Genomic DNA, 25,759 nt, shown 5'->3' with positions numbered 1-25,759 from the left:
GTTTCCGCCAATGAATCCAATTTTACCAGAAGCTGAGTATTTCCGGCGGGATTATTCCCGGGCGCCGTCGCTCTGCTTCAATTCATCGAGCGTTGGCATGGAAACGATGTGATAGCCGGAATCGACATAGTGGATCTCGCCGGTGACGCCGGACGAGAGATCAGACAACAGATAGAGTGCCGAGCCGCCGACCTCGTCGATGGTCACCGTGCGGCGCAGCGGCGAGTTGCGCTGCTGGTAGGAGAACATGTGTCGGGCGTCCGAAATTCCGGCGCCGGCGAGCGTGCGCACCGGTCCAGCCGAGATGCCGTTCACCCGGATGCCGCGCGGGCCGTAGTCGTTGGCGAGATAGCGCACACTGGCTTCCAGTCCGGCCTTGGCGACGCCCATGACATTGTAGTTCGGCATCACCCGGACCGAACCGGCATAGGTCAGCGTGATCATCGAACCGCCATCCGTCATCAGCGGCGCGGCGTTGCGGGCGACCTCGGTGAAGGAATAGCAGGAGATCACCATGGTACGGACGAAATTGTCGCGGCTGGTGTCGGCGTAGAGGCCCTTGAGCTCGTTCTTGTCGGAAAAGCCGATGGCATGGACGACGAAGTCCAGTCCGCCCCAGGCCTTGCCGAGCGTTTCGAACGTGGCGCTCACCGAGGCGCTGTCCTCGACGTCGCAAGGCACCACCAGCGATGCGCCGAGCTTTTCCGCCAAGGGCTTGACCCGCCGCCCGAAGGCGTCGCCCTGATAGGTGAAGGCGAGCTCGGCGCCGTGCTCGGACAGTTTCTTGGCAATGCCCCAGGCGATCGAATGGTCGTTGGCGACACCCATGACAAGCCCGCGCTTGCCCTTCATCAGTCCGTCCATGACTGGCGATCCTTATGCGGAATAGCGCTGGAAAATCAGCGTTGCGTTAGTGCCACCGAAACCGAAGGAATTGGACAAAACAGTGTCGATCCTGGCGTTGTCGATGCGCTTGCGCACGATCGGCATGCCTTCGAATTCCGGATCGAGCTCTTCGATATGGGCGCTCTCGCCGATGAAGCCGCCCTGCATCATCAGGATGGAGTAGATGGATTCCTGCACGCCGGCGGCGCCCAGCGAATGGCCGGTCAGCGACTTGGTCGAGGTGATGAACGGCATCTTGTCGCCGAACACCTCGCGGATGGCGCCCATTTCCTTGGAATCGCCGACCGGCGTCGAGGTGCCGTGCGTGTTGATGTAGTCGACCGGCGTAGACACCGTGGAGAGCGCCTGGCGCATGCAGCGCACCGCGCCTTCGCCCGAGGGCGCCACCATGTCGTAGCCGTCCGAGGTCGCGCCATAGCCGACGATCTCGGCATAGATCTTGGCGCCGCGCGCCTTGGCGTGCTCGAGTTCCTCCAGCACCAGCACGCCCGCGCCACCGGCGATGACGAAGCCGTCGCGGTTGACGTCATAGGCGCGGGAAGCGGTCGATGCCTTGTCGTTGTACTTCGACGACATGGCGCCCATGGCGTCGAACAGGTCCGACATCGTCCAGTCGAGATCCTCGTGGCCGCCGGCAAAGACCATGTCCTGCTTGCCCCACTGGATCAGCTCGTAGCCATTGCCGATGCAATGCGCCGAAGTCGAGCAGGCGGACGAAATCGAGTAGTTGACGCCGTGGATCTTGAACCAGGTGGCAAGCGTCGCCGATGCGGTCGACGACATCGCTTTCGGCACAGCGAACGGGCCGATGCGCTTGGGGCTGCCGTTCTTCAGCGTAGTTTCGGCCGCCTCGACGATGGTCCGGGTGGAGGGGCCGCCCGAACCCATGACGATGCCGGTGCGCTCGTTGGTGATGTCACTCTCGCCAAGCCCGGCGTCGGCAATCGCCTGGTCCATGGCCACGTGGTTCCAGGCCGCGCCCTGCGACAGGAAGCGCATCGCGCGTCGGTCGATCATTGCCGACGGGTCGAGCGTTGGGGCGCCCCAGACCTGGCAGCGGAAACCGTGTTCGGCGAAGGAATTGGAAAAGCTGATGCCCGATTTGGCATCATGCAGCGAGGCCTGGACTTCATTGGCATTGTTGCCGATCGACGACACGATGCCGAGGCCCGTCACTACGACCCGTCTCATTCGCAACTCCTTCCGGCGCATGATTTCGAAAACCGCAATCGGAATTCGCAGAGGATCATACGCAAAATAAAAGCGCTATGCGGTCCCACATTCAAAGGGCGCATGGCGGGGTGGTGGCGCCGGTCAAACCGCCGCCGATTGCTTGGACAGACCCACTTTCAAATCCGTCGCCGCGTATATGGGTTCGCCGTCCGCCTTCAGCCAGCCATCGGCGATGCCGAGCACCAGGCGCCCGCGCATCACGCGCTTGAAGTCGATCCCGTATTCCACCTTCTTGACCGACGGCGTCACCATGCCCTTGAACTTCACCTCGCCGGTCGACAGGGCCATGCCCTTGCCCGGCTCGCCGAGCCAGCCGAGATAAAAGCCGGTCAGCTGCCACATGGCGTCGAGGCCGAGGCAGCCAGGCATGATCGGATTGCCGATGAAATGGCAGGCGAAGAACCACAGGTCCGGCTTGATGTCGAATTCGGCGCGGATGAACCCCTTGTCGAAGGCGCCGCCGGTCTCGCTGATCTCGGTGATGCGGTCGAACATCAGCATCGGCGGATACGGCAGCTGCGCGTTGCCCGGTCCGAACAGCTCGCCGCGGGCGCAGGCAAGCAGTTCTTCATATTCGTAGCTGGACTTCGAACCCGCCATCAATTTCGTCCCCGTGATCGTCCCGGGCGGTGGGCGCCCTTGTCGTTGGCTTCCTAACACAATCTTTCCAAGGCCGGAAACCGGCGTTTGCGCTTAACCTGCCCGTCTGCCCGGGTCAATGCGCGCGGGAGCACAAGCGTCTTGCTCTATTGATCGCATTCGGCCGACAGAATATATGTCGAAACGTGTCCAGTTTCGGCCGATGACGTTTTTTCGCCACTCTGGGCATGTTTTTGGGCCGAAAGCGCGAGCTTCGACGGGATAGATGGATCAGGGCTGCCGGAAGGATAATGTCGCTGTGGACAAGCGGGTTCGCGAGGCCGGCCTGAGGCCTACACGCCAGCGCGTTGCGCTGGCCGATCTGCTGTTTGCCAAGGGCGACCGCCATCTGTCGGCCGAGGAACTGCATGAGGAGGCGATCGCAGCCGGCGTGCCGGTTTCGCTCGCCACCGTCTACAACGCCCTGCACCAGTTCACCCAGGCGGGCCTGCTGCGCATCCTCGCCGTCGAGGGGTCGAAGACCTATTTCGACACCAATACTTCCGACCACCACCATTTCTATATCGAAGGCGAAAACAGGATATTCGATATCGCCAGCGGCCCGGTGACTGTCTCCAACCTGCCGGAGCCCCCGCAGGGCATGGAAATTGCCAATGTCGATATCGTGGTGAGGCTGCGCCCGAAGCGGCGCGACTGATCCGCTTCCGATGCGGCCTGTCGATCTCGCAATCAGGCTCGAATGGTGTGTCGCTGCGGCGGCGGCCGTCGTCCTCTATGCGATGACGGGCACGTCATGGTGGCTGTTCGCGCTGCTCATCCTGGCGCCGGACCTGTCGATGCTGGGCTACCTCGCCGGACCGCGCGTAGGTGCCATCGCCTATAACGCCCTGCACATACTGATCGTCCCGCTTGCCCTGGCGCTGGCCGGATATGTCCTCGGTAGTTCCATGGCGACGGCAGTCGCGCTGATCTGGATCTCCCACATCGCCATCGACCGCGCGCTCGGCTACGGCCTCAAGCTGCCCAGCGGTTTCCAGGACACCCATCTTGGCCGCATCGGCCGCCGCGAGGTCCCTGCGCCTGTCAGGCCGGATTAGTTCTTGACCCGTTCACCCGGATAGGCGCCCCAGACGACTGACTGCTGCAGCCAGCCGGTGTGGCCTTCGAAGGTCATCTCGCACCATTGACCGTCGCACTTCTTGATTGAGCCCATGACGCCCGGCTCGAGGATGGCGACGACGCCTGCATCCTTATCGGGATCGTCAAGCAGGTTGATTCGGCCGCCCTTGCTGCGCTGCCAAGGCGCGACGATCGCGGTGCGGCGGCCCGAAAGCAGCGACTGGTTGATCCAGCCTTCCGAGCCGTCGGCATCCCGCACGCGGCGCCAGGTGTCGAATTCCTGGATGATTTCCATAGGCAGGCCCGCCTTCATATACATCCAATCGACCGAATAGTTGGCGCCGGGGCCGACGCGTGAATTGACGCGGCCCGATTTCAGGCTGACGAAACGCGGCAAGGGAAGGCCGCTGGGGCCCAGCGTGACCGTCTGCGCCGGGCCGGCCGCGCTCTGCGCCGCCACCTGTTGCGGGGAAAAAAGAAGAGCGCCAAGAACGGCCGCGCTGAGAGCCAGGCGAAGCGACGCGAAACCAGACACTTTCATTCCTTTCGGCGCCTGCCCTTTGGCACCGGCGCCCCTTTTTCTTTGTCTTCGGCGGCACCGCTTGTTACAGGAGTGGCTGGCACCGCGACCGGCTTCAAGTTTCGCCTGTCTTGGTTAAAGAGGTCTCAACGAGATCGGGTTCGAGGAAACAATGGCAGGCAAGAAAAGGCCCCTCGTCGTCATCACGCGCAAGCTGCCCGATCCCGTCGAAACCCGCATGCGCGAGCTGTTCGACGCGCGGCTGAATGTCGAGGATCGGCCGATGACGCAGCCGGAGCTTGTCGCCGCGGTCAAGGAAGCCGATGTGCTGGTGCCGACGATCACCGACAACATCGACGCCGCACTCATCGACCAGGCCGGCGACAATCTCAAGCTGATCGCCAATTTCGGCAATGGCGTCGACAAGATAGACGTGGCGGCGGCGGCAAAGAAGGGCATCACCGTCACCAACACGCCGAACGTGCTGACCGAGGATACCGCCGACATGACCATGGCGCTGATGCTGGCTGTGCCGCGGCGGCTGGCGGAAGGCGCCAACGTGCTGACCAGCGACAAGAAATGGGCCGGCTGGTCACCGACCTGGATGCTTGGCCGCCGCATCTGGGGAAAACGTCTCGGCATCGTCGGCATGGGCCGCATCGGCACCGCTGTCGCCCGGCGCGCCAAGGCCTTCGGCCTGTCGATCCACTACCACAACCGCCACCGCGTGCTGCCGGCGGTCGAGGAAGAGTTGGAAGCGACCTATTGGGAAAGCCTCGACCAGATGCTGGCCCGTATGGACATCATCTCGGTCAACTGCCCCTCGACACCGGCGACCTTCCATCTGCTTTCGGCGCGGCGCCTGGCGCTGATGCAGCCCTCGGCCTACATCGTCAACACCGCGCGCGGCGACATCATCGACGAGGAATCGCTGATCAAGCTGATCCATGACGGCAAGATCGCCGGCGCCGGTCTCGACGTCTACGAGCACGAGCCGGCGCTGAACAGCAAGCTGCTGAAGCTCGCCGCCAAGGGCAAGGTCGTGCTTCTGCCGCATATGGGTTCGGCGACGCTCGAAGGCCGCATCGACATGGGCGAGAAGGTGATCATCAACATCCGCGCCTTCTTCGACGGCCACCGTCCGCCGGACCGCGTGCTGCCGCTCAGGACCTGAGGCCGTCAGCCAGCGATGGTGAGGGCGCCATCGCCGGCGACGTTCACAGTGCTGCCGCGATAGGTCTCGAACACGTTTCGAGCAAGCTGGACCGCGATCGGCGTCTCCCAGCCCATTTCCCTGGCGACGATGAGTCCGAGCAGGAGGATCGCGTCCGGCTCGTGCAGCACCAGCGCGGCTGGCGCCCGGCCGTTGTGGACAAGCTCCATCAGCACGGCCGAGGCCGAGGATGAGCCGATCGTGCCCGGCAGGAACAGCACCCGTCCGGAGATGATCTCACCATGCTGCGGATGGCGCACGTCGGCAATGCGGCCGGTTTTCGGGTCGACGCCGCCCCAGAAGCTGATCGGCGCCGTCAGCACCAGCGCCTCGCCTTGCCCGGTTCGCCCCGGCACCAGGATTTCCGGAGCGGCGCTCACGCCGCGATGTCCGTAAATCGTGGCTTACCAAGCACGGCGCTTTCGACGCAGTCGGCCAGGGAGGCGTAGAGCACGGAGTAGCGGGTGTTGCCTGGCGCGTAATGCGCGAACTTGCCAGAATTCGTCATCAGCACGCCGTTGCTGAGCACCGGCATGATTGGCGTCACCACCACGCAGGTGTCGGCGACGATCACCACCCCGCTTGCCTCGAGCGCCTTGCGCCGGCCACCCTGTTCGAGGCCGGACAGCGCATGGCGGCCGGTGCAGGCATAGATCGGCACGCCGAGCCGCCGCCCGGCGATCAGCCGTTCCAGCATGTCGAACTCGGCCAGCGACAGATGCGGGCTGCCGATTGCAACTGCGTCGATTGTCTTTGGCGCCGCTGCCGTCGACAGCCCCGCACGGGCATTCGCGGCCATTTCGGGCGTGACGCGGATGACCGTTTCCGGCGCGGCGCCGGCGAGAATGGTCTCGGCATCGGGCGCCTCCGGCGTCACGCCGGCAATGTGAAAAAGGCCGACGGCGCCGGACGAGGCGGCGGCGGCGCCGAAGGCCTTCAGCGCGTCCTCGCCGGGGTGCCTGGCCACGCCGGTGACGACGCCGACTGCGTTGCCCACCTCGCGGCCATAGAGGCTGCCAAGCACCGGCCAGGCGAACTCGGAAACGAGGAATGAAGGCGAGAGACCTGAAACATCGAACACAAGTCGCGCCCGCCGGTTGTCCGGGCGGTGCAGGCCATAGTCGGGAGCGCGGCCTGTGATGGCGCAGGCGATGTCGAGGAAATCGCCATAGCGATTGGTGCGCGCGCCCAGCACCGAATTGCAGAACACCACCGCGTTGGACTCGCCCCAGGCGACGTCGCTGCCCTGCGCCGGCCGGTGCCCGGCCTGGTAGGGAGCGCAGGTCCAGCTCTGCTCGCAGCCAAGCTTGCGATAGGCTTCCATCATCCGCCGCGCCATGCCGCGCTGCGGCTCCTCGAGGCGGATGCGCGAGCAGCCCATCAGGTCGAGTGCGCCGACATTGAGCGTCGAGCGCACCGCGACGCGCGCGCCGCCCTCGACAAGCCGTTCGGCAAACAGTGTGCCGGAATCGCCGTGGTAGAGCGCCCCGTCAATATGCGTCGAGGCGATTGGGATGAGCCGCGGCGCGGCGAGCAGGCGGGCGCTTTCGGCAACGATGCGCATCGCCATTGCCGTGCCGTCCCGGCCGGCGGCGATCGCCTGTTCTTCCGCGCTCAAGGTTAGGCTCATAACAGCACCTTGCGCATGGTGATCGAGGTCGGCCGGTCGTAGCCTTCATGCGCGGTGCGTTCAGTCTCGTCAAAGCCGAGCCGCACGAAAGCCCGGTGGTTGCCATCGAGTTCGATGCGCGTTTGCAATTCGACGGCGCCCTTGCCACGGCTAGCGGCAAGGTCCTCGGCGGCCTGCATCAGCAGCCTGCCGATGCCTTGCCCCTGCAAGTCTGGCTCGACGGCGAGCTTGCCGACATAGAGGGTATCGGCGCGCTCCTGCGTGAAAACGCAGCCGGCGATCCGGCCGTCCCGCAGCGCCAGGAGCCCGATTTCCTGCCGTGCCTTTTCCTTGAGCCTTTCGGCGGTCAGCAGATGCGCCGAGGAGGGCGGATCGATGACGCCGTCCATATAGGCGAAGGCGCGCATGATCAGCGAATGCAGTTCCTCCCATCGCCCGAAATCGGGTCGGATTTGCATAACGAAGACGCCTGTCGGCCGGTCCATGCGATCAGGCTCTCTTGTAGCGGATCGTGTCGAAGCGCGCGCCGAGCGCGTCGTAGAGCAAAAGCCGGCCGACCAGCGGCTCGCCGATGCCGGTGATCAGCTTTATCGTCTCCATCGCCTGCAGCGTGCCGATGACGCCGGTCAGCGCGCCGACAATGCCGGCAACGGCGCAGGACGGCACCAGCCCCTCCGGAGGCGCTTCCGGGAAAAGATCGCGGTAGCCCGGGTTCGGCTTGCCGTCGGCGCCGGCCTCGAACGGCTTCAGCACGGTCAGCGAGCCGTCGAAACGGCCGACGGCGGCGTGCACCAGGGGCTTGCCTTCCGCCGCGCAGGCATCGGCCACCGCGTAGCGTGTCTCGAAATTGTCGGAGCCGTCGACCACGATGTCGTAGCGGGCGACGAGGGCAGGGGCGCTGTCCGCCGTCAGCCTGAGGCGGTGCGGCTCCACCACGACATTGGGGTTGATGCGCGTGATCGCTGCCGACGCGCTGTCGGTTTTGGCCATGCCGATCGCGTCCGTGGCATGGATCACCTGTCGTTGCAAATTGGACAGCGAGACGGTGTCGTCGTCGACGATGCCGAGCGTGCCGACGCCGGCGGCGGCAAGATATTCCAGCGCTGGCGCGCCGAGCCCGCCGGCGCCGATCACCAGCACCCGCGTGCGCTTGAGCTTCTGCTGGCCGGCGCCGCCGATCTCCGGCAGCACGATATGGCGGGCATAGCGCTCGAGTTCTTCGTCGGTAAGTGTGGTCATGGCCAAACCTTATCGCGGCGCAAAAACCTTGTCAGGGGTCTTCGGTTGGCCCAACCGTGCCGTGGTCGACCGTCAGGAATTGCGCGCGGCCTTCGAGGCTGGAAAACAGCGCGGCGTCGGTTCCGGTCATGAACGCCTGGCAGTTGAGCTCCTCGAGGATCGAGAACAGGGCAGCGCGCCGGCCGGCGTCGAGATGTGCCGCGATCTCGTCGAGCAGCAGGATCGGCGTCATCCCCGACATCTCGCCGGTCAGCCGCGCATGCGACACCACGATCCCCACCAGCAGCGCCTTCTGTTCGCCGGTCGAGCAGAGCTCGGCCGGCATCGCCTTCGGCCTATGCCGCACCACGAGATCGGAACGGTGCGGGCCATCCAGCGTGCGTCCGGCGGCCCGGTCGCGGTCGCGGCCATCGGCGAGCGCACGGCGGAAGCGCTCCTCAACATCGACCGCCGGCGCCGCGCCGAGCGCGTTTTCCAGGTCGCCGTGGAGGCTGATGTCGGCTTGTGGAAACGGTCCGCTGGAAGGCAGCCGCTCAATCATGGCGGCAAGCAGGCGCACCAGCTCGGCACGGGCGGCGGCGATTGCCACACCGGTCTCCGCCATCTGCGTCTCGATGGCGTCGAACCAGCCGCCGTCACGCGATCCTTCCGTAAGCAATCGGTTACGGCCTCGCATCGCCTTCTCGTAGTCGAGCGCGCGCTGGCCATGGCCGGGGTCGATCGCCAGAACCAGCCGGTCGAGAAAGCGCCGCCGGTCGGCGGCCGGCCCGGGGAACAAGCCATCCATCGCCGGCGTCAGCCAGACGACCCGCAGCCATTCCAGCATGTCCTCGGCCGATCGCGCCGCAGCGCCGTTGATCCGCACGCGCCTGCCGCTTTCGCTGCTGTCGCCACCCGGAATGCCCGTGCCGATCTCTACCTGGCCTTCGGGTCCCTCGATGCGGGCGTGCAGCGCAAAACCGCCATCGCCGCCTTCGCGCGCCAGATCGACATAGGGCGCGCGGCGCAGGCCGCGCCCCGGCGTCAGCAGCGAAACCGCTTCCAGCAGATTGGTCTTGCCGGCGCCATTGTCGCCGGACAGCACCACGGCCCCGGGCGACAGATCGATGGACAGCGCCGCATAGTTGCGGAAGTTGGTAAGTGTAAGCTTACTTATGTGAGTCTGTTGCTGTTTTGCAGCTCCCGTCACGGCAACGAACTGGCCCTGCCGCAGCCTAGACCCGCATCGGCATCAGCACGTAGAGCGCGGTCTCGTCGGCCATGTCGTGGATCAGCGTCGGCGAGCCGGCGTCGGCAAGCATGAATTTCGCTTCCGAGCCGGTGAGCTGGGCGGCGACGTCGAGCAGATACTTGGCGTTGAAGCCGATCTCGATCGGGTCTGACGAATAGTCGGCCGACAATTCCTCGGTGGCGCTGCCGGAATCCGGATTGTTGACGGCGAGCGTGAGCTGTCCCTCGGCGATCGACAGCTTCACCGCCCGGCCGCGCTCCGAGGAAATTGTCGACACACGGTCGACTGCGGCGGCAAAGCTCTGGCGGTCGATGATCAGCTTCTTGTCGTTGCCGGTGGGAATCACGCGCTGATAGTCCGGGAAGGTGCCGTCGATCAGCTTCGAGGTCAAAACGACGCTGCCGATGGTGAAGCGGATTTTGGTGTCGGAAAGTTCGGTGGTCACGGCGACATCCGGGTCGTCGACCAGCTTCTGCAACTCGCTGACCGTCTTGCGCGGGATGATGATGCCCGGCATGCCTTCCGAACCGGCCGGCGCGTCGATCTCGGCACGCGCCAGGCGGTGGCCATCGGTCGCCACCGAGCGCAGCTTCAGCTTGCCGCCGGCCTCATGCGTGTGCAGGTAAATGCCGTTCAGATAGTAGCGCGTCTCCTCGGTGGAGATGGCGAACTGCGTCTTTTCGATCAGGCCTTTCAGGTCGACCGAATCGAGGCGGAAGATGTGCGAGAAGGAGCCGGCCGAAAGTTCCGGGAAATCGGACTGCGGCAGGCACTGCAGACGGAAGCTCGACCGGCCCGAGGTGACGGTCATCGCATTGCCGTCCTCGTCGGTCTTCAGCATCACCTCCGCTCCGTCGGCGAGCTTGCGCACGATGTCGTAGAGCAGGTGCGCCGGAACCGTTGTGGCTCCGCCGCGCTCGACCTTGGCGGGCGTGGCTTCGGTCACCTCCAGGTCAAGGTCAGTCGCCTTCATCTCGAGGCTGGCGCCCTCGGCGCTGAGCAGCACGTTAGACAGGATCGGTATGGTGTTGCGCCGTTCGACCACGCGGTGGACATGGTTGAGCGACTTCAGGAGATTTGACCGTTCCAGGATAACACGCATGACGAAACAGGCTCGCTTGAATGAATGAGCGGGTCTCCGGCGAGCGGCGCCCCGCGAAAGCTCTGAACAGGCTCAGAATCTGCCTAAACTGACAGGAAAAAGCCTGCAAACGCAAGCCCGCGCCACCGGTTCGGACCGGTTGCGCGGGCTTTCTGGGGATAAAGCCGGCGAAGTCCCCGTTTAATGCATGTCACCCAAAAGCGCGCAGCGGTTCGAGAACAACGACATGCATGAAAACCACACCTCAGCGCGTCGCATGGACCGTTACGGGCGCGCCGCGCTTTAGGGCAATTCCAGGAAAAGTGTGTAACGGTTTTCCGTCCGGAATTGCGTAGAAACAATTAGTTAGAGCGGTTCGGCGATTCCATGAAACGCTGAACCGCTCCAGGTCTTTCCCGGCCGCTCAAGCCTGGTCGTTGATCAGTCTTCTTAAGAGTTCCAGTTCCTGCGCCAGCGTGTTGTCGGCGCCCGAAAGGTCCTCGATCTTGCGCACCGCATGCAACACGGTCGTATGGTCGCGGCCGCCGAAGCGCCGTCCGATCTCGGGCAGCGAGCGCGGCGTCATCACCTTCGACAGATACATGGCCACCTGCCGCGGCTTGACGATGGTGCGCGTGCGCCGATTGGACAGAAGCTCGGTCTTCGACACGTTGTAGTGGCGCGCCACGATGCGCTGGATGTCCTCGATGCGCACTCGCTTCGGCTCGCCCGAGCGATAGATGTGCCCGAGGATCTCGTCGATACGGTCGATGCTGATCTGCGGTTCGAAGGACTGTCTGAACAGGAGCTGGTTGAAGGCGCCTTCCAACTCTCGTCCGCTTCCGGTCACCGTGCGCGCGACATGGTTGAGGATCTCGTCCGAAATATCGAGCGAGGCATCGTCGACCTTGGCCGTGGCGAGGCGCAGCTTCAGCATGCCGAGACGCATTGCGAAGTCCGGCGCCGACATTTCCAGGGCCACGCCGCCATTGAGGCGGGAGCGCACGCGCGGCTCCAGCGACTCCAGCTCGGACGGCGGCCGGTCGGCGGCAACCACCACCTGCTTGGCGCTGTCGAGCAGCATGTTGATCAGGTGGCAGAACTCATGCTGGATCGACTTGCCCTGCAGGAACTGCATGTCGTCGATGATCAGGAGATCGATATCGCGCAGTTGCTCCTTCAACGTTAGCGCGTTGTTGTCGCGGATGGCGGTGGCGAAGCGCCACATGAAATACTCGGCCGTCAGGTAGACGACGCGCGATTTCGGGTTGTGTATCAGCGATTCCGCCGCGATCGCCTGCAGAAGATGCGTCTTGCCGAGGCCGACCGTCGCATGAAGGAAAAGCGGGTTGAAGCGCACCGCGCTCGACTGCGATTCCGCCACGGCCTTGGCGGCGGCGAAAGCCACCCGGTTCGACGGGCCTTCGATGAAGGAACTGAAGGTGTAGCGTGGATCGAGCGGCGACCCCAGCACATTGTGCCGGAACTCGGTCTCTGCGGGCACGCCCGGGCGCGGCGCCGGAGCCCGTTCGACCCTGCCTGTCGCGGCGGTGCCCGCGGCGAGCGCCGTCTGCGTCTGTCGGGTCATCTTACGCGCCGGCGTCACCTCAGGCTCGACGCCATTGCGTGTCTGGCGCGTGGCGGTGCGCACCACGATCTCGATCTTGAGGACTTCGGGATCCTCGTGCTTCCACAATTCCGCGATCAGATCGAGATAGTGGCCGTTGATCCACGACCGCAGGAAGGCCGTGGGTACCGAGATGCGGACAATGCCGCGGGAAGCCTCGGCAACCTTCATGCGGCCAAACCAGCTTGAATAGACCTCAGCTCCCAGGCGCGCCTTCAGCTGGGCCTTGACGCGCTCGAACTTCTGTTCCGCGTCGCTGGAACCCGCCATGCTGTCCCCTCCGACGAATGTTGTTGGGAATGGGAGTTCGCTGGTTAGCTCCCTTTCGATGCCGCTCTGCATGATCGAGTTCCTTGTCCTTTTGTACCCTTTTCCGCCGGGGATGCGCCTCCTGCATCCATGTTTCCGGCGACCGTATCTTCGCTGCGACACCACCGCCGCCGCCGGCAGGTGATCATCGCCTCGTAACAAAGGGACCGGTGCCAGCTCTTGCAAGCTGGGCCGTTCTCGACACACCAGGGCAATGCGATGCCATCCGGCGAAAACGCCGGCTCCATCGACCTGCCATGTACAATTACGCCAGTCCCCTACCGCCTCGAAAAGACAAATCAAGCCCGTTCGCGGAATTGATCCACGTCATGAATTCTGCCATTTTGTGGTGGCCGATTCAGGCTGGGTTGAAGGCCAAGAGCCCGTCCCTTCGATGGATGGACATTACCGAAATCGCTGTGGATAGGGCAAGGCCACGACTAACGGATTTTTAACGAATCTGGTTAGCGGAGACGGGTTCGGAGCGGGTGCCGCAACGGCATATTTTGACAAAGCCATTGTGATTCAAACCCTTTTCCGGCGAATATGAAAATGGCCGCTCGGCACGAAATTTTCTGAAATAATTCGCTTGACAGCTACTTGTCCCCCGCCGCTCGAACGCGATGTGAACAAGCTGTGGATCACCATCCACAGGCGTTTGAAATATATAGCTAATTTCTGACAGCCGAATTTTGGTCAGCGCCCGCTTTCGGCATAACGGAATATCAGTGCGCATGTATATGCCGGCAAAGTAAACCGGATTTTGAAATCCAGCCTGGACGCGATCTCGGGGCGTTCTTTTTAAGTACTTGCCGGCAAACGAAAAAACCCGGCGTCATCCGCCGGGTTCGAAGAACGCAAGTTTAGTAAAGGCTTATCAGGCAGTCAGTACCTTGAGCCGGTGCGCCAGTCTGGAAACCTTGCGCGACGCCGTGTTCTTATGGATCACGCCCTTCGTCGCGGCGCGCATCAATTCCGGCTCGGCAGCCTTGAACGCGGCCAGCGCGGCAGCCTTGTCGCCCGAGGCGAGCGCCTCTTCGACCTGGCGCACATAAGTGCGGACGCGCGAGCGGCGGTTCTTGTTGATCGCGGCCCGGCGGGCGATCTTGCGCGTTGCCTTCTTGGCCGAGGAGGTGTTGGCCATGGTGCCTCTCTTCTGATCTGGTGGGCGCCAGCGGTATCGCAGGGCGCAAAAAACAAACGGGCAGCCACAGGCCGCCTCGGTTGGTGCGGCTTATAGTTCAGCTTTTCCGGCGCGTCAACGCCGCTTCGCCTTCTTTTTGACGCCGGCGCCCGACCATCTTATCGGTTGGTGAAATTGGGCTTCCGCTTCTCGGCAAAGGCGGCCATGCCTTCCTTCTGGTCGTCCAGCGCAAACAGCGAGTGGAACAGCCGCCGCTCGAACCGCAAACCCTCGGCAAGCGTCGTTTCATAGGCCCGGTTGACGGCCTCTTTCGTCATCATCACCGACGGCAGCGAGAACTCGGCGATCTTGGCCGCGGCCTTCAGAGCTTCCTCAATGAGATCGCCCGCGGGCACGACGCGCGACACCAACCCGCAGCGCTCCGCCTCGGCCGCATCCATCATCCGCCCGGTCAGGCACATGTCCATCGCCTTCGACTTGCCGACAAAACGGGTCAGCCGCTGTGACCCGCCCATGCCGGGCATGACGCCAAGCGTGATCTCGGGCTGGCCGAACCTTGCGGTATCCGCGGCGATGATGAAATCGCACATCATTGCCAGTTCGCAGCCGCCGCCAAGCGCGTAACCCGCAACCGCCGCGATGATCGGCTTTCGCACGCGCGTGAGTTGCTCCCAGCCGACGAAGAAGTCCTGCGTGTAGGCATCGACGAAGGCGATCGATTGCATCTCCTTGATGTCGGCGCCAGCCGCGAAGGCCTTCTCGGAACCGGTGATGATGATCGCGCCGATGCCGGCATCGGCGCCGAACCCGCTCATCGCCGCGACCACCTCCGCCATGACCTGGGAGTTCAGCGCGTTGAGCGCCTTCGGCCGGTTCAGCGTGATCAGCCCGACCTTGCCGCGCGTTTCCACGATGATGGTTTCATAGGTCATGGCATCGCCTCCTCGTTCCGATTGAGGGATCGGTCTAGCTCACCGCTGACAGGTCCGGCAATAGAAGGTCGAGCGGCCGCTCTGCACGATGCGCTCGATATGGCCGCCGCAGCCGGGCTTTTGGCATGGCTCGCCCTCGCGGTCGTAGGCCGCGAAGGAATGCTGGAAATAGCCGAGCGACCCATCGGACTGCACATAGTCGCGCAGCGAGGAGCCACCGGCGGCGATCGCATCGGCGATGACCGACCGGATCGCTTCGGCCAGGCGCTCGCTTCGCTCCCTCGCCTTTTTGCCGCCTCCGGCGATGGTGCCCGCCTCGCGCAGCGGCGACAGGCCGGCGCGCCACAGCGCTTCCGATACATAGATATTGCCGAGTCCCGCGATCAGCCGCTGGTCGAGCAGCGCCGCTTTCAATGGCGATCTGCGGCCGGCGAGCAGCGAAGCGAGAAGGGCGCCGTCCAGCGCATTGCCGGTCGGCTCGATGCCGAGGCCGGTCAGCATCGGATGAGTGTCTGGCGCGCCTTCCGCAAACAGCATGAAGCCGAAACGGCGCGGATCGTTGAAGATCACCCGCGAGCGGGTACCCGCGGGAGATTCGATGTCGAACACGACATGGTCGTGCGCCGAATTCTTCGAGCGCTCGTGATGGAACGCGCCGGGCGTTTCGCCTTCGGCGGTTTCGATGCGGAAGGAGCCCGACATGCCGAGATGGCAGATCAGCACCGGACCGCCATCGACATGCATGGTGAGGTACTTGGCCCGCCGGCCGAGCGCGGTGATGGTCTTGCCGGTTAGCCGTTCGGAGAAGCGCGCGGGAAATGGAAACCTGAGATCGGGCCGGCGCGCTTCGACCCTGACCAGGCGAGCGCCTTCCAGGACCGGCTGCAGCCCGCGCCGGACGGTTTCGACCTCAGGCAGTTCGGGCATGGCCGCCCATCGCCGCATAAAAGGAGGTGCCGTGACGGCCGGGCTCCAGCCCGAGATGCTCCGCGACGGTCTCGCCGATATCGGCGAAAGTCGGTCTGAGGCCGATGTCGCCGCCCGCGAGCCCAGGTCCGGTGCCGATCACCGGGATGCGCTCGCGCGTATGGTCGGTGCCGCGCCAGGTCGGATCGTTGCCATGGTCCGCGGTGAGGATGAAGAGGTCGCCTTGCTTCAATTTCGCCAGCGCTTCGGGCAGGCGCCGGTCGAACGCCTCGAGCGCCGCGGCATAGCCGGCGACGTCGCGCCGATGGCCGAACTCCGTGTCGAAATCGACGAAATTGGCAAACACCAGGTCGCCGTCGCCGGCTTCGTCCATCGCGCCGAGCGCCTTGTCGAACATCGCCATGTTGCCGGCGGCCTTGCGCACCTCCGAGATGCCGCGATGCGCGAAGATGTCGCCGATCTTGCCAACCGCGATGACCTTGCTGCCGCGCCCGGTCAGCCGGTCGAGCAGGGTCGGCTCTGGCGGCGGCACCGCATAGTCGCGGCGGTTATATGTCCGTTCGAAGGTGGCGACGCTTTCGCCGACGAAAGGCCGGGCGATAACCCGGCCGATGTTCAGCGGATCGGCCAGCCTGCGCACCGTCTTGCAGAACTCGTAGAGCCGTTCGAGGCCGAAATGCGTTTCGTGCGCGGCGATCTGCAGGACGGAGTCGACCGAGGTGTAGCAGATCGGCTTGCCGGTGCGGATATGCTCCTCACCGAACCGCTCGATGATCTCGATTCCGCCCGCATGGCAGTCGCCCAGAATGCCGGGCACCTTTCCCTCCCGGATCATCGCCTCGGTCAACGCAGCCGGAAAGGCGGGCACTGTCTCGGGGAAATAGCCCCAGTCGAAGCGCACCGGCAGGCCGGCAATTTCCCAGTGGCCGGACGGCGTGTCCTTGCCGCTGGAGATTTCCTGCGCCGCGCCGTGAAGGGTCGCGGCAAGCGGTTCAGTGCCGTCATTGTCGAAGTGGAACCCCGTCGCGGTTTCTGCCGCGCGGGCAAGCCCAAGCGACATCATGTTGGGCACGGCGAGCGGTCCGCGGCGCAAGCCTTCGCGGTCCGCGCGACCCTGGGCGCAGGCGAGTGCAATGTGCCCGAACGTGTCGGCGCCGGCATCGCCATAGCGGGCGGCATCGGCGGCGCCGCCGATGCCGAAAGAGTCGAGGACGAAGAGGAAAGCGCGCGCCATCAAAGGGTCATTGTTGCCTGTCTGCGGCCCCAGACATAGGGTTCCGCATCGCCATTGGCAATTCGGAAACCAAACGGCAACCGCTCGGCGCGATAGTCGGGCGAGGTGGGATGCCGGCACAGGCGGGGCAGGGATGAGAAGGCGCGGCGGATTTTCGGCAAAGCCTTCCTTCAAGGCATGGATGGCTGCTCTGGCGTTGCTGGCCGCATCCTGGCCGGACACGGCCAGCGCCGACTGGCGCGACGACATCGGCACGTTCCGCATCGGCATCGTCGCCGAACCGGGTGGTGGCAACACCGTTCCGGGCCTGGCGCTGCTGACCGACGCCTATACGAAGGCACTGGGCATGAAGGCGGAGTTCGTCGTCGCGCGCGACTACCAGGCGCTGATCGAGGCCCAGGTGGACGGACGAATCCAATATGCCGTCTATTCGGCAATTGCCTATGCGACGGCGTCCGAGCGCTGCGGCTGCGTCGAACCTCTGGTGGCGCCGGTCGACGTGGATGGCGCCACCGGCATCCGCTCCGTCCTTGTGACGCGCGACGGCAAGGTCCCGGACTTGGCCGCGATGGCCAGCCACCGGATCGCCTTGGCGCCTGCCGACAGTATCGGCGGTTCGCTGCTGCCGCTTGCCGGCCTGGCGGATGCAGGTGTCGGAATCAGCGAGGACTCGCCGTACCTGATACACGCCGCTTCGGCCGCCGCCGCCGAAACAATGCTGGTCGATGGTGAGGCCGATGCCCTGTTCGGCTGGGTAGCCTCCAATGACAAAACGGCAGTGCCCGACAGTCAGCCGGCTCTCCCTGCTGGCCAGCCTGCCGGCACGGGCGACCAGGTGGCGGATCCGAACGGGACATTGGCGCGGCTGGAGGCGGCGGGTCTTTCGAAGACGTCCGTTCAGGTGGTGTGGACGTCAGGGCTGCTGAGATATGGCCCGCATGCCGTGCGCAGCGATCTCGACCCCGAGGCCAAGCGCCGGCTCACCGTGTTCCTCACCAACCTGAAGTCGATGACGCCCGATGTCTACGATCTCCTGGAGGCAACGCATTCCGGCGGCTTCACCGTCACCTCGCAAGAGGACTATGCGACGGCGGCGGCGATCGTGCGGCTGGTGTCGGGCAAAGAGGGCCGGCAGTAGTCCCGGACGACGCGGCGACCACCGCGGCGGCAAAGGAATTCTCAGCAATCGCCACAAGGGATCGTGGTGCTCCTGCGCGGCCGCAGGTAATAGGTCTCGCTCATCGAAATGTGGCTGAAAGCCGAGGTCAGTCCAATCCGCTCCTGGCTGTCCGCCGCCCAAGTGATGATCGGCTCATAGGCGAGGTCGCTTTCGACACGGATCAGGAACGTGCCCTTGACGTTGAGCGCGGTGGGAATTGTGGTGGTGGTGGTCTTCGCAGCATCGGCGCTGGTGGCGCCGTTGTCCAGCTTGCGCGACCAGACGACCTGCACCTTCGGCGTCGTATCGGTCGTGACCTCTATGGCCGTGATGACGATCTTGGGGGTCGACCGGTTGTAGGGCTTCAAGGTCGATGTGCCGATCTTCATGATCGCGTCGAGATCCGCCTTGCTGATCGTGTTCTGCTGCGTGACGAGGTCCGCCACCATGCTGCCGATGCGGCTGACCTTCTTGCTGGTCTCGATGGCCTGTGAGGCCTCCATGGTCACGAAATACATGACGAGCAGCAGCGGCACGATGAAGGCGAACTCGATCGCCGCGACGCCGCGGCGATCAGCGCAAAACCGCGTCGCCCTTGCCCAGGCCGCCAAAATCCCCCGATGTGCCCCCGCACGATACATGCCCTTACCCCCGTTTTGCCGAAGCATGCCCGTAAGTCTCAATTGTCGAACGGTTCGTTCTGCCAGGTCACCGACGCGAAATGCAGCGTGTTGCCGTCCTTCAGATTGGCCATCGACCTGGCCATGAAGTCGGTCATGACCGGCCATTTGTAGAAGACGCGCAGCATGTTCTTCGATTCCGCCAGCCCAGGTGATACGCCGAAGCTCGTCGAATTGGTGCCCTGCGTCAGCACGATGTCGCCGTTTACGATCTTGAAGCTTGCCGTTGCGGCGTCCGCAAAGGTTGGATATTCGCGCAGGTCGACGAGCAACCCCGGGCAGTTCTTGGCGACCATGATCTCCAACTTGGCGCAGATCATGTCCTTCAACTTGGTGCCGGACACGTCGGCCGGTCTTAGCTGGCCGGTGCGCAGTTGGCGGGCGATGTCATCCGTGGCATTGGCCATCACCTCCTGGCCGGCAAATGAAATACAGCTTTCGAGGATGGCGAAGACGAGGAGAGCAAAAGGCAGGGCCAACATAGCGAACTCTATCGCCGTGCTGCCGCGCCGATCGCCAGAAAAGCGGGAGCGGAGCCTTGTCCGCCCTTTGCCGCGATTGTCGTCCTCGGGTGCCGGATTCCCGCGCATGCCCCCTCCCTGCCGATCCGTTGATGCCGGCCGGAACACTAGCCAAAACCCATTGAGGTCCGGTTTGGATGACCGTTAGAGTCGTCGAAAAGCCCTTAACCAGCAGCTAACCGTGGCCGGCGGCGCGGCAACGCCGCCGGCGGCCGGCGATTCAGTGGCTGGCGCTCATCTCGGTTTCCGAGGTTCTCTCGCTATCGCTCTTGTAGGAACTCTCGCAATAGGGCGTGCAGGACAGGGTCTGGATCTCGGCACGCCTGTAGATTCTGACCGAGGATGCATCCTGCCGCACGACGGTGACCTGCTCGTCGATGATCGGGCTGCCTTCCTGGTCGAGGACGACCAGGTTGGTGACGCCGAATCCCTTGCCCGTCAGTACGATCGTCGAGGCGTCCTGCACGGAGGCATCGGCAATCGCCGGATTGCCGATGACGATTGTGTCGGCGGCGCGCGACAGCTTGACGATCTTGGCCTGGTTCATGGTGACCTCGATGCCGGGCCCAGCTTTTGCCGGCATGACGAAAGTGGCGGCGAGAAGCGCGGCAACTGCAAACGACGATCTCAATCCGGTCATCAGGACGCTCCAGGGCGGCAAACTGTTCAACGGAACATGAACGAGATTGGTGAACCAACGGTTAAGCCCCGGGCTGTCACGCTTAACACCAGGCTACGGTTGCATGCCGCGCGGGCCGTGATCGCTGCTTGAGCGATCGTCGGGGACCCCGCCTTTACCGCTGCTTTGCGCGAGGCGAGGCGGCCCTTCACTACTTTAGCCGACGATTAACCAAGCAACGGATTCGCGACCGGAAAGGAATCGGTAAGGCTGTTTATTAAGCCGATCGAAAGGGCTTCTCCCTAGATTGGGCAGCATCCGATCAACCGGCAAGAGAAGTTGACGGAAGTGCTGTAACACGTGGAGTAGGAGCTCTCGAATGTCTAATCTCATTGCACGTTTTGTGAAGAACGAGTCCGGTGCGACCGCCATCGAATATGGCTTGATCGCCGCTCTCATCGCGCTCGCCATCATGGTCGGCGCCGGCGCCCTCGGCAACGCGCTGAACAACAAGTTCAACGCGATCGCCACGACGGTCAACAACTCGTAATATCGAAGCAACCAGCTTGCTTTCAAATAAGGGCCGCCTCATTGGCGGCCCTTATTTTTGCCATGCCGGCGATTTTGAAGTCCCGGTCTCATCATTCGTTAATCGAACCTACCTAGGCTGGCGCCAGGTATGGTTTGATCACAGGCGCCACCCATGCTTGAAGCCCTGATCTTCGTCGTCTTTCCGTTCTGCATGCTGTTTGCCGCGATCTCGGACATATTGTCGATGACGATCGCCAACCGCGTGTCGGTGCTGCTGGTGACCGTGTTTGCCCTGGTGGCGCCGCTGACTGGAATGGACTGGGCGACCTGTGGCTGGCATTTTGCGGCAGGCTTCCTGGTGTTGGCCGTGACCTTCGGCCTGTTCGCGCTGGGCGGCATGGGCGGCGGCGACGCCAAACTGCTCGCCGCCACGTCGCTGTGGATGGGCTTCAACATCCATCTTGTCGAATATCTTGTGGTTTCGACGTTCATCGGCGGCCTCCTGACGCTTGCCATCCTCGCCTACCGGAAATCGCCGCTGGCATCCTTTACCGGCCATAATCCATTTTTGCGCCACTTCGCCGACGAAACGAACGGCATACCCTACGGCATCGCGCTCGGCATTGGCGGGTTGCTCATCTATCCGGATTCGCCTCTGGTGGTGTGGGCGCTGGCAAGGCTGGCCACATAGCCTCTTCATTGTCCCGCGATCGACGCGTCTCGCTTTTGATTCGGGCGGCTTGGCCGCCCTTTTCGCATTCCGGAGGCAGTTCCTTCTAATTTATGTAAACCTTAAATTAATCACGATCGTAAGCATTGCATTAACCTTGTTTTGACGATTGCGGCTGCAAAGTCCCCCTGGCTAGGTGGTTTGCCAAAGGCGAGGGTTCGGACAGATGCCAGCATCCCGACTGATAATACTAAGCGTGGCGGTGGCCGCGGCGGGCGGCGCAGGCTATGTCGCGAAGAAGATGGTGGTGGCTCCGCCGCCCCAGGTCACCGTCGATTCCCCCAAGGCGCCGGCCATCGCCCTGCAGGACGTGCTCGTCCTGTCCGGCGATGTCGCCATGGGCAGCCCGCTGGAGAACAACATCAGCTGGGAGTCCTGGCCGTCCGGCGGCATCAATGCCAATTTCATCACCCGAGCCGCCGAGCCCGATGCGCTGGATAAGCTGAAGGGCTCCGTTGCCCGCGTGGCGATGTACACGGGCGAGCCGCTGAGGCGCTCCAAGCTGATCGGCGAGGGGCAGAGCTTCATGTCGTCAATTCTGCCCAGCGGCATGCGCGCCGTCGCCACTGCCATATCTGCCGACACTTCGGCGGGTGGCTTCATCCTTCCCAATGATTTCGTTGACGTCATCATGACCCGCCGTTCCGACACTGGAACGGGTGGCAGCGGCTTCACCACCGAGACCATCCTGAAGAACATCCGCGTCCTGGCGATCGACCAGACCATCCAGGAGGACGAGGAGGGCAAGAAGACCAGGGTTGGCCAGACAGCCACTCTGGAGCTGACGCCGCAGCAGGCCGAAATCATCACGGTCGCGCAGCAGATGGCCGATCGCCTGACGTTGGCGCTGCGTTCGATCACGGACACCAGCGAAAAGAATCTGAACGAGGCTGACTACCTCGTCTCCGGCAACGGCCGGCGCGGCACGGTGCGGATGATCAAGTCGGGCGAAGTTTCCGAAGTGGGAGCAAGGAAATGAGGCTAAAGGGTAAACTGCCCTTCATGGTGGCAGCGGCGATCGGCCTGTTCCTGCTCGGCACCAGCGCGCCTGGAGTTATCGAGGCGAAGGCCGCGAAAAGGAGCGCCCAGGTGTCGGCGTCCACCGCCACGCAGCGCGTAAAGCTCGGCCTCAACAAGTCGGTGGTCATCGACCTGCCCAGCGACGCCTATGACATTCTCGTTGCCAATCCGGCGGTCGCCGATGCGGTGACGCGCACGGCAAGGCGCATCTATCTGTTCGGCAAGGCCGTGGGCGAGACCAACATCTTCGTCTTCGGTCCCAATGGCGAGCAGATCGTCAGCCTGGACCTTGCGGTCGAACGCGACGTCGCCGGATTGGAGGACTACCTCAAGCGCTTCCTTCCGACCTCCGAGATCAAGGTCGAACTTTTGAACGACAACGTCGTCTTGACCGGAACCGTGGACACCCCCCTCGACGCCAAGCGCGCGGTCGATCTGGCGACCATCTTTGTGTCTGGCGGCGAGGCGACCACCGGACAATATTCGCAGACCGCCGCCGGTGGGTCGGCCAATGGCGGTGTCGATATCAACAATCCCGACCAGGAACGCCGCGTCTCGAAGATCGTCAACCTGCTGCAGATCATCGGCGACGACCAGGTGACGCTCAAGGTGACGGTGGCGGAAGTCAGCCGCTCGGTGATGAAGCAACTCGGCGTCAACATGGTCGGCAATGGCGGCAGCAATGGCATCACCTGGGGTGCCGTCAGCTCGACCAACTACGGATTGGGCAAACCGCTCTCGCAAAGCTCTGGACTGTCGCTAGGTACTGCGGAACTCCAGTCCTACATCAATGCCATGGAACAAAGCGGCGTCATGAAGACGCTTGCGGAACCGACCCTGACAGCTGTTTCGGGCGAAAAGGCAACATTCAAGGTGGGCGGTGAGTTCAATCTCATCACTTCGCGGACGAGCAACACGTCGACTGACAACCAAACGGGCCAAATCACATACACCAACGACAAGCTCGAATACGGCATCGGCCTCGAGTTCCAGCCGGTGGTTCTGTCGGCTGGGCGGATCAGTCTCAAGGTCAGGACGTCCGTCTCGGAGCCGACTGCAGAAGGCGCGACCACCCTCGAGGGGGCGGCGCTCTGCCGGGAACCACCTTGCTGTCGATTCGCAAGAGACTGGCCGATACGACGGTCGAATTGCCGTCGGGCGGTTCGATGATGATAGCCGGCCTTGTCCGTGACGATATTCGTCAGGCTGTTTCGGGGCTGCCAGGCTTGGCCAAGATCCCGGTGCTCGGCACGCTTTTCCGCAGCAAGGACTTCGTGCGCAACGAAAGCGAGCTCGTCATCATCATCACGCCCTATCTGGCCAGGCCGGTCGCGCGCAATGAACTTGCCAAGCCGGACGACAACTTCAACGCGCCGAGCGACGGCGCGGGCATGTTCCTTGGTCGCGTCAACCGCGTCTACGGCACCATGCAGACCGACAGGCCCAACGGCCGCTATCACGGCGTTGTCGGCTTCATCTACAAGTGAGCGGGGAAGCGGACATGTTCCAGTCATCGAAGATCATCGGGACCGCAGCGCCAGTACAGTCCGGTCGCGAGCGGATCCGCCGCTCGGCCGCACCGGTCCTGGCGGTCATGCTCGCCGCATCCCTTGCCGGCTGCGCAGGCTGGAAGCGCGACAGCGTTACGGTCGGTGCCATCCCCGACGACTATCGCACCAGCCATCCGATCGTGATCGCTGAAAAAAACCAGAAGATCGATCTTCCCGTCGGCGCCGGTGACCGCGGCATGACCGGTTCCCAGCGCGATACGCTGCTCGGCTTCCTCGACGGCTACGACAAGAGCGCCGCCCCGGCGCTGACGATCGCGGCCCCGGTCGGGTCGGCCAACGAGGTGGCCGCGGCCGCCGCCAGCCGCGACTTCGCCAGGCTTGCCATCGCAGCCGGCGTCAGCCGGAGCCGGATCGTCATGACGTCCTACCAGTCGGTATCGCCTGAAGCGTCCGCGCCGGTGCGCGTCGCTTACGTCTCGATCAAGGCCCAGACCGACAAATGCGGACGCTGGCCCGAAGACCTGCTTCAGACGTCGGAAAACAAGCACTATGCCGACTATGGCTGCTCGTATCAGAACAACCTCGCCGCTCAGATGGCCAATCCGGCCGATCTGCTGGGGCCGCGCAAGCAATCCGACATCGATGCCGAAAACCGCAGCAAGGTGATCGACATCTATCGCAGCAGAGGCATTTCGGACGAGTTCCTCGGCAACTCGGAAGTGACCTACTAGTGGCGCAAGTCAGGGAGAGAGCATGACGATGAGCAATCTTGCCTATGACGCGCCACTGGATGGTGGCGATACCTCGCAACAGGACATCGCCGCGATGCAGGCCTTGCGGCCGGTCCCGCGCATCTCGATCCAGGCTTTTTGCGAAACCGAGGGCGTCGCCAGTCCGGTCCGCCTCGCCGGCGAGGACCGGCGCATGGCGAAGGCCCATCTGAAGGTTCATATGGGCGGCATCGCCACCGCGATCGAGTTCTACCAGTCGGCGCCGACGCCCAACCTGATCCTGCTCGAATCCCGCAGCGAGCCCAAGCAACTGCTGGAGCAGCTGGCGCAGCTTTCCGAATATTGTGATCCGTCCTCGAAGGTCGTGGTGATCGGCCACTACAACGACGTCGGCCTCTATCGCGAGCTCATCCGCTCCGGCATTTCCGAATACGTCATCGCACCGGTGTCGATGACCGACATCGTCAGCGTGGTTTCGTCGATCTTCGTCGATCCGGAGGCCGAGCCGATCGGCCGCTCGATCGCCTTCATCGGCGCCAAGGGCGGCGTCGGCTCCTCGACCATCGCCCACAATGTCGCCTGGGCGATGTCGTCGCTGTTCAAGTCCGAAGTGGTCGTGGCCGATCTCGATCTTGCCTTCGGAACGGCCAACATCAATTTCGACCAGGATCCGGCGCAAGGCATCGCAGAGGCGGTGTTTTCGCCCGAGCGCGTCGACGAGGTCTATCTCGACCGGTTGCTTGCGCAATGCGCAGAACACCTGTCGCTGCTTGCGGCCCCATCCACGCTCGAGCGGGTCTACGACTTCGATCCCGACGCCTTCTCGCAGCTTATCGACACGGCCCAGCGCAGCGCGCCGCTCCTGGTCCTCGATGTCCCGCATGTCTGGACGGGATGGGCCAAGAGCATCCTCATCAAGGCGGATGAGGTCGTCATCACCGCGACGCCGGAACTGGCCAATCTGCGCAACACCAAGAACATGGTGGACATGCTGAAAAGGCTGCGTCCGAACGATCCGGCGCCAAGGCTCGTCATCAATCAGGCGGGCGTGCCGAAGCGTCCCGAGATCGGGCCGTCGGATTTTGCCGAGCCGCTCGGCATCACGCCGATGGCGGTCATCCAGTTCGAACCGCTGCTCTTTGGCAACGCGGCCAACAACGGGCGCATGCTGGGCGAGATGGATGCCAAGAGCCCGATCGTAGGCATCATCGACGAGATCGCGCATGTGCTGACCGGACGCAGCGAAATCAAGACCAAGAAGAAGGCGGGTCTCGGCTCGCTTCTCGGCAAGCTCTCGCGCAACAAGAAATAA

At 63.5% G+C, this 25,759-nt stretch carries 27 protein-coding genes and 1 pseudogene; 10 read left to right on the top strand and 18 right to left on the bottom strand.

Annotation, left to right across the window (positions count from 1 at the left end; translation table 11 throughout):
- Positions 1-51: 51 nt before the first annotated feature.
- From fabI to fabA, 3 genes are all read right to left on the bottom strand, one after another.
- On the bottom strand, positions 52-864 hold the full coding sequence (gene fabI / locus EJ073_RS16385) for an enoyl-ACP reductase FabI (protein ID WP_126056658.1): 813 nt from the start codon (positions 862-864) through the stop codon (positions 52-54).
- A 12-nt stretch (positions 865-876) separates the two neighbouring features.
- Positions 877-2,097, bottom strand: coding sequence for a beta-ketoacyl-ACP synthase I (fabB, locus tag EJ073_RS16380; RefSeq protein WP_126056657.1), 1,221 nt, complete (start codon positions 2,095-2,097; stop codon positions 877-879).
- Between the two features lie 123 nt (positions 2,098-2,220).
- Positions 2,221-2,739: a 3-hydroxyacyl-[acyl-carrier-protein] dehydratase FabA gene (gene fabA, locus EJ073_RS16375; protein ID WP_126056656.1), complete on the bottom strand. Its 519-nt coding sequence runs from the start codon at positions 2,737-2,739 to the stop codon at positions 2,221-2,223.
- Positions 2,740-3,004: 265 nt separating this feature from the next.
- On the opposite strand from fabA, the gene irrA reads away from it, so the two are divergent.
- On the top strand, positions 3,005-3,436 hold the full coding sequence (gene irrA / locus EJ073_RS16370) for an iron response transcriptional regulator IrrA (protein WP_126056655.1): 432 nt from the start codon (positions 3,005-3,007) through the stop codon (positions 3,434-3,436).
- A 10-nt stretch (positions 3,437-3,446) separates the two neighbouring features.
- The gene (locus EJ073_RS16365; protein ID WP_126056654.1) at positions 3,447-3,836 is read left to right on the top strand and encodes a DUF4260 domain-containing protein; all 390 of its coding nucleotides are present in this window, start codon (positions 3,447-3,449) and stop codon (positions 3,834-3,836) included.
- Here the strand turns inward: EJ073_RS16365 and EJ073_RS16360 are convergent.
- On the bottom strand, positions 3,833-4,393 hold the full coding sequence (locus EJ073_RS16360; protein ID WP_126056653.1) for an SH3 domain-containing protein: 561 nt from the start codon (positions 4,391-4,393) through the stop codon (positions 3,833-3,835). The genes EJ073_RS16365 and EJ073_RS16360 overlap by 4 nt on opposite strands.
- A 157-nt stretch (positions 4,394-4,550) precedes the next feature.
- Between EJ073_RS16360 and EJ073_RS16355 the strand changes: the two genes are divergently transcribed.
- Positions 4,551-5,552, top strand: a complete 1,002-nt coding sequence (locus tag EJ073_RS16355) for a D-glycerate dehydrogenase (RefSeq protein WP_126056652.1) — start codon at positions 4,551-4,553, stop codon at positions 5,550-5,552.
- 5 nt (positions 5,553-5,557) lie between these two features.
- On the opposite strand, the gene EJ073_RS16350 is transcribed toward EJ073_RS16355, so the two are convergent.
- The 11 genes from EJ073_RS16350 to EJ073_RS16300 form a co-directional block, all read right to left on the bottom strand.
- Positions 5,558-5,971, bottom strand: a complete 414-nt coding sequence (locus EJ073_RS16350; RefSeq protein ID WP_126056651.1) for a DUF126 domain-containing protein — start codon at positions 5,969-5,971, stop codon at positions 5,558-5,560.
- Positions 5,968-7,209: an aconitase X catalytic domain-containing protein gene (locus tag EJ073_RS16345; RefSeq protein ID WP_281032997.1), complete on the bottom strand. Its 1,242-nt coding sequence runs from the start codon at positions 7,207-7,209 to the stop codon at positions 5,968-5,970. The genes EJ073_RS16350 and EJ073_RS16345 overlap by 4 nt, the downstream gene beginning before the upstream one ends.
- Positions 7,210-7,217: 8 nt before the next feature.
- On the bottom strand, positions 7,218-7,706 hold the full coding sequence (locus EJ073_RS16340) for a GNAT family N-acetyltransferase (protein WP_126056649.1): 489 nt from the start codon (positions 7,704-7,706) through the stop codon (positions 7,218-7,220).
- 4 nt (positions 7,707-7,710) lie between these two features.
- Entirely contained in the window at positions 7,711-8,460 is a 750-nt protein-coding gene (locus EJ073_RS16335) for a molybdopterin-synthase adenylyltransferase MoeB (protein WP_126056648.1), read from the bottom strand.
- A 31-nt stretch (positions 8,461-8,491) separates the two neighbouring features.
- Positions 8,492-9,649 (bottom strand): DNA replication/repair protein RecF, encoded by a 1,158-nt coding sequence (gene recF, locus EJ073_RS16330; protein WP_126056647.1) that lies wholly within the window; start codon positions 9,647-9,649, stop codon positions 8,492-8,494.
- Positions 9,650-9,674: 25 nt separating this feature from the next.
- Entirely contained in the window at positions 9,675-10,793 is a 1,119-nt protein-coding gene (gene dnaN / locus EJ073_RS16325; RefSeq protein ID WP_126056646.1) for a DNA polymerase III subunit beta, read from the bottom strand.
- 403 nt (positions 10,794-11,196) lie between these two features.
- A complete protein-coding gene (gene dnaA, locus EJ073_RS16320; RefSeq protein ID WP_245455265.1) occupies positions 11,197-12,669 on the bottom strand; it encodes a chromosomal replication initiator protein DnaA in 1,473 nt (490 codons plus the stop codon).
- A 916-nt stretch (positions 12,670-13,585) separates the two neighbouring features.
- Positions 13,586-13,852 carry a 30S ribosomal protein S20 gene (rpsT, locus tag EJ073_RS16315; RefSeq protein WP_126056644.1) on the bottom strand — a complete coding sequence of 89 codons (267 nt, stop codon included), beginning with the start codon at positions 13,850-13,852 and terminating at the stop codon, positions 13,586-13,588.
- 158 nt (positions 13,853-14,010) lie between these two features.
- On the bottom strand, positions 14,011-14,784 hold the full coding sequence (locus EJ073_RS16310) for an enoyl-CoA hydratase (protein WP_126056643.1): 774 nt from the start codon (positions 14,782-14,784) through the stop codon (positions 14,011-14,013).
- A 39-nt stretch (positions 14,785-14,823) separates the two neighbouring features.
- Positions 14,824-15,711, bottom strand: a complete 888-nt coding sequence (gene mutM, locus EJ073_RS16305; protein ID WP_126056642.1) for a bifunctional DNA-formamidopyrimidine glycosylase/DNA-(apurinic or apyrimidinic site) lyase — start codon at positions 15,709-15,711, stop codon at positions 14,824-14,826.
- Positions 15,695-16,945 (bottom strand): phosphopentomutase, encoded by a 1,251-nt coding sequence (locus tag EJ073_RS16300; protein ID WP_126056641.1) that lies wholly within the window; start codon positions 16,943-16,945, stop codon positions 15,695-15,697. The genes mutM and EJ073_RS16300 overlap by 17 nt, the downstream gene beginning before the upstream one ends.
- Positions 16,946-17,126: 181 nt before the next feature.
- Between EJ073_RS16300 and EJ073_RS16295 the strand changes: the two genes are divergently transcribed.
- A complete protein-coding gene (locus tag EJ073_RS16295; RefSeq protein WP_126059249.1) occupies positions 17,127-18,083 on the top strand; it encodes a PhnD/SsuA/transferrin family substrate-binding protein in 957 nt (318 codons plus the stop codon).
- Between the two features lie 41 nt (positions 18,084-18,124).
- On the opposite strand, the gene EJ073_RS16290 is transcribed toward EJ073_RS16295, so the two are convergent.
- From EJ073_RS16290 to EJ073_RS16280, 3 genes are all read right to left on the bottom strand, one after another.
- Positions 18,125-18,745, bottom strand: a complete 621-nt coding sequence (locus EJ073_RS16290) for a TadE/TadG family type IV pilus assembly protein (RefSeq protein ID WP_126056640.1) — start codon at positions 18,743-18,745, stop codon at positions 18,125-18,127.
- A 38-nt stretch (positions 18,746-18,783) separates the two neighbouring features.
- Positions 18,784-19,374: a TadE/TadG family type IV pilus assembly protein gene (locus EJ073_RS16285; RefSeq protein ID WP_126056639.1), complete on the bottom strand. Its 591-nt coding sequence runs from the start codon at positions 19,372-19,374 to the stop codon at positions 18,784-18,786.
- A gap of 151 nt (positions 19,375-19,525) precedes the next feature.
- Complete coding sequence (locus EJ073_RS16280) at positions 19,526-19,945, bottom strand: pilus assembly protein N-terminal domain-containing protein (protein ID WP_126056638.1); 420 nt, start codon at positions 19,943-19,945, stop codon at positions 19,526-19,528.
- Between the two features lie 358 nt (positions 19,946-20,303).
- On the opposite strand from EJ073_RS16280, the gene EJ073_RS16275 reads away from it, so the two are divergent.
- The 6 genes and pseudogenes from EJ073_RS16275 (at position 20,304) to EJ073_RS16250 (ending at position 25,759) form a co-directional block, all read left to right on the top strand.
- Positions 20,304-20,474: a Flp family type IVb pilin gene (locus EJ073_RS16275; protein ID WP_126056637.1), complete on the top strand. Its 171-nt coding sequence runs from the start codon at positions 20,304-20,306 to the stop codon at positions 20,472-20,474.
- 153 nt (positions 20,475-20,627) lie between these two features.
- On the top strand, positions 20,628-21,146 hold the full coding sequence (locus EJ073_RS16270) for a prepilin peptidase (protein WP_126056636.1): 519 nt from the start codon (positions 20,628-20,630) through the stop codon (positions 21,144-21,146).
- Between the two features lie 205 nt (positions 21,147-21,351).
- Positions 21,352-22,164: a Flp pilus assembly protein CpaB gene (gene cpaB / locus EJ073_RS16265; protein ID WP_126056635.1), complete on the top strand. Its 813-nt coding sequence runs from the start codon at positions 21,352-21,354 to the stop codon at positions 22,162-22,164.
- Positions 22,161-23,692, top strand: a pseudogene (locus EJ073_RS16260) (type II and III secretion system protein family protein). The gene cpaB and the pseudogene EJ073_RS16260 overlap by 4 nt, the downstream one beginning before the upstream one ends.
- 14 nt (positions 23,693-23,706) lie before the next feature.
- Positions 23,707-24,447 carry a CpaD family pilus assembly protein gene (locus EJ073_RS16255; RefSeq protein WP_126056634.1) on the top strand — a complete coding sequence of 247 codons (741 nt, stop codon included), beginning with the start codon at positions 23,707-23,709 and terminating at the stop codon, positions 24,445-24,447.
- Between the two features lie 28 nt (positions 24,448-24,475).
- Entirely contained in the window at positions 24,476-25,759 is a 1,284-nt protein-coding gene (locus EJ073_RS16250; RefSeq protein ID WP_189347635.1) for a CpaE family protein, read from the top strand.

This window comes from Mesorhizobium sp. M4B.F.Ca.ET.058.02.1.1, assembly GCF_003952505.1.
Lineage (GTDB): Bacteria > Pseudomonadota > Alphaproteobacteria > Rhizobiales > Rhizobiaceae > Mesorhizobium.
The sequence above is the reverse complement of the archived record's forward strand: the minus strand, read 5'-3'. Positions and strand labels throughout refer to the sequence as shown.

Bases quoted from the DNA above. Each gene is read 5' to 3' on its own strand.
- EJ073_RS16295 (WP_126059249.1), top strand. From the start codon at position 17,127: ATGGCTGCTCTGGCGTTGCTGGCCGCATCCTGGCCGGACACGGCCAGC.
- EJ073_RS16280 (WP_126056638.1), bottom strand. From the start codon at position 19,945: ATGACCGGATTGAGATCGTCGTTTGCAGTTGCCGCGCTTCTCGCCGCC.
- EJ073_RS16255 (WP_126056634.1), top strand. From the start codon at position 23,707: ATGTTCCAGTCATCGAAGATCATCGGGACCGCAGCGCCAGTACAGTCC.
- EJ073_RS16355 (WP_126056652.1), top strand. From the start codon at position 4,551: ATGGCAGGCAAGAAAAGGCCCCTCGTCGTCATCACGCGCAAGCTGCCC.
- EJ073_RS16340 (WP_126056649.1), bottom strand. From the start codon at position 7,706: ATGGACCGGCCGACAGGCGTCTTCGTTATGCAAATCCGACCCGATTTC.
- rpsT (WP_126056644.1), bottom strand. From the start codon at position 13,852: ATGGCCAACACCTCCTCGGCCAAGAAGGCAACGCGCAAGATCGCCCGC.
- irrA (WP_126056655.1), top strand. From the start codon at position 3,005: ATGGATCAGGGCTGCCGGAAGGATAATGTCGCTGTGGACAAGCGGGTT.
- fabA (WP_126056656.1), bottom strand. From the start codon at position 2,739: ATGGCGGGTTCGAAGTCCAGCTACGAATATGAAGAACTGCTTGCCTGC.
- dnaN (WP_126056646.1), bottom strand. From the start codon at position 10,793: ATGCGTGTTATCCTGGAACGGTCAAATCTCCTGAAGTCGCTCAACCAT.
- EJ073_RS16275 (WP_126056637.1), top strand. From the start codon at position 20,304: ATGTCTAATCTCATTGCACGTTTTGTGAAGAACGAGTCCGGTGCGACC.
- mutM (WP_126056642.1), bottom strand. From the start codon at position 15,711: ATGCCCGAACTGCCTGAGGTCGAAACCGTCCGGCGCGGGCTGCAGCCG.
- EJ073_RS16365 (WP_126056654.1), top strand. From the start codon at position 3,447: ATGCGGCCTGTCGATCTCGCAATCAGGCTCGAATGGTGTGTCGCTGCG.
- EJ073_RS16270 (WP_126056636.1), top strand. From the start codon at position 20,628: ATGCTTGAAGCCCTGATCTTCGTCGTCTTTCCGTTCTGCATGCTGTTT.
- fabI (WP_126056658.1), bottom strand. From the start codon at position 864: ATGGACGGACTGATGAAGGGCAAGCGCGGGCTTGTCATGGGTGTCGCC.
- dnaA (WP_245455265.1), bottom strand. From the start codon at position 12,669: ATGGCGGGTTCCAGCGACGCGGAACAGAAGTTCGAGCGCGTCAAGGCC.
- EJ073_RS16290 (WP_126056640.1), bottom strand. From the start codon at position 18,745: ATGTATCGTGCGGGGGCACATCGGGGGATTTTGGCGGCCTGGGCAAGG.
- fabB (WP_126056657.1), bottom strand. From the start codon at position 2,097: ATGAGACGGGTCGTAGTGACGGGCCTCGGCATCGTGTCGTCGATCGGC.
- EJ073_RS16250 (WP_189347635.1), top strand. From the start codon at position 24,476: ATGAGCAATCTTGCCTATGACGCGCCACTGGATGGTGGCGATACCTCG.
- cpaB (WP_126056635.1), top strand. From the start codon at position 21,352: ATGCCAGCATCCCGACTGATAATACTAAGCGTGGCGGTGGCCGCGGCG.
- EJ073_RS16335 (WP_126056648.1), bottom strand. From the start codon at position 8,460: ATGACCACACTTACCGACGAAGAACTCGAGCGCTATGCCCGCCATATC.
- EJ073_RS16310 (WP_126056643.1), bottom strand. From the start codon at position 14,784: ATGACCTATGAAACCATCATCGTGGAAACGCGCGGCAAGGTCGGGCTG.
- EJ073_RS16300 (WP_126056641.1), bottom strand. From the start codon at position 16,945: ATGGCGCGCGCTTTCCTCTTCGTCCTCGACTCTTTCGGCATCGGCGGC.
- EJ073_RS16285 (WP_126056639.1), bottom strand. From the start codon at position 19,374: ATGCGCGGGAATCCGGCACCCGAGGACGACAATCGCGGCAAAGGGCGG.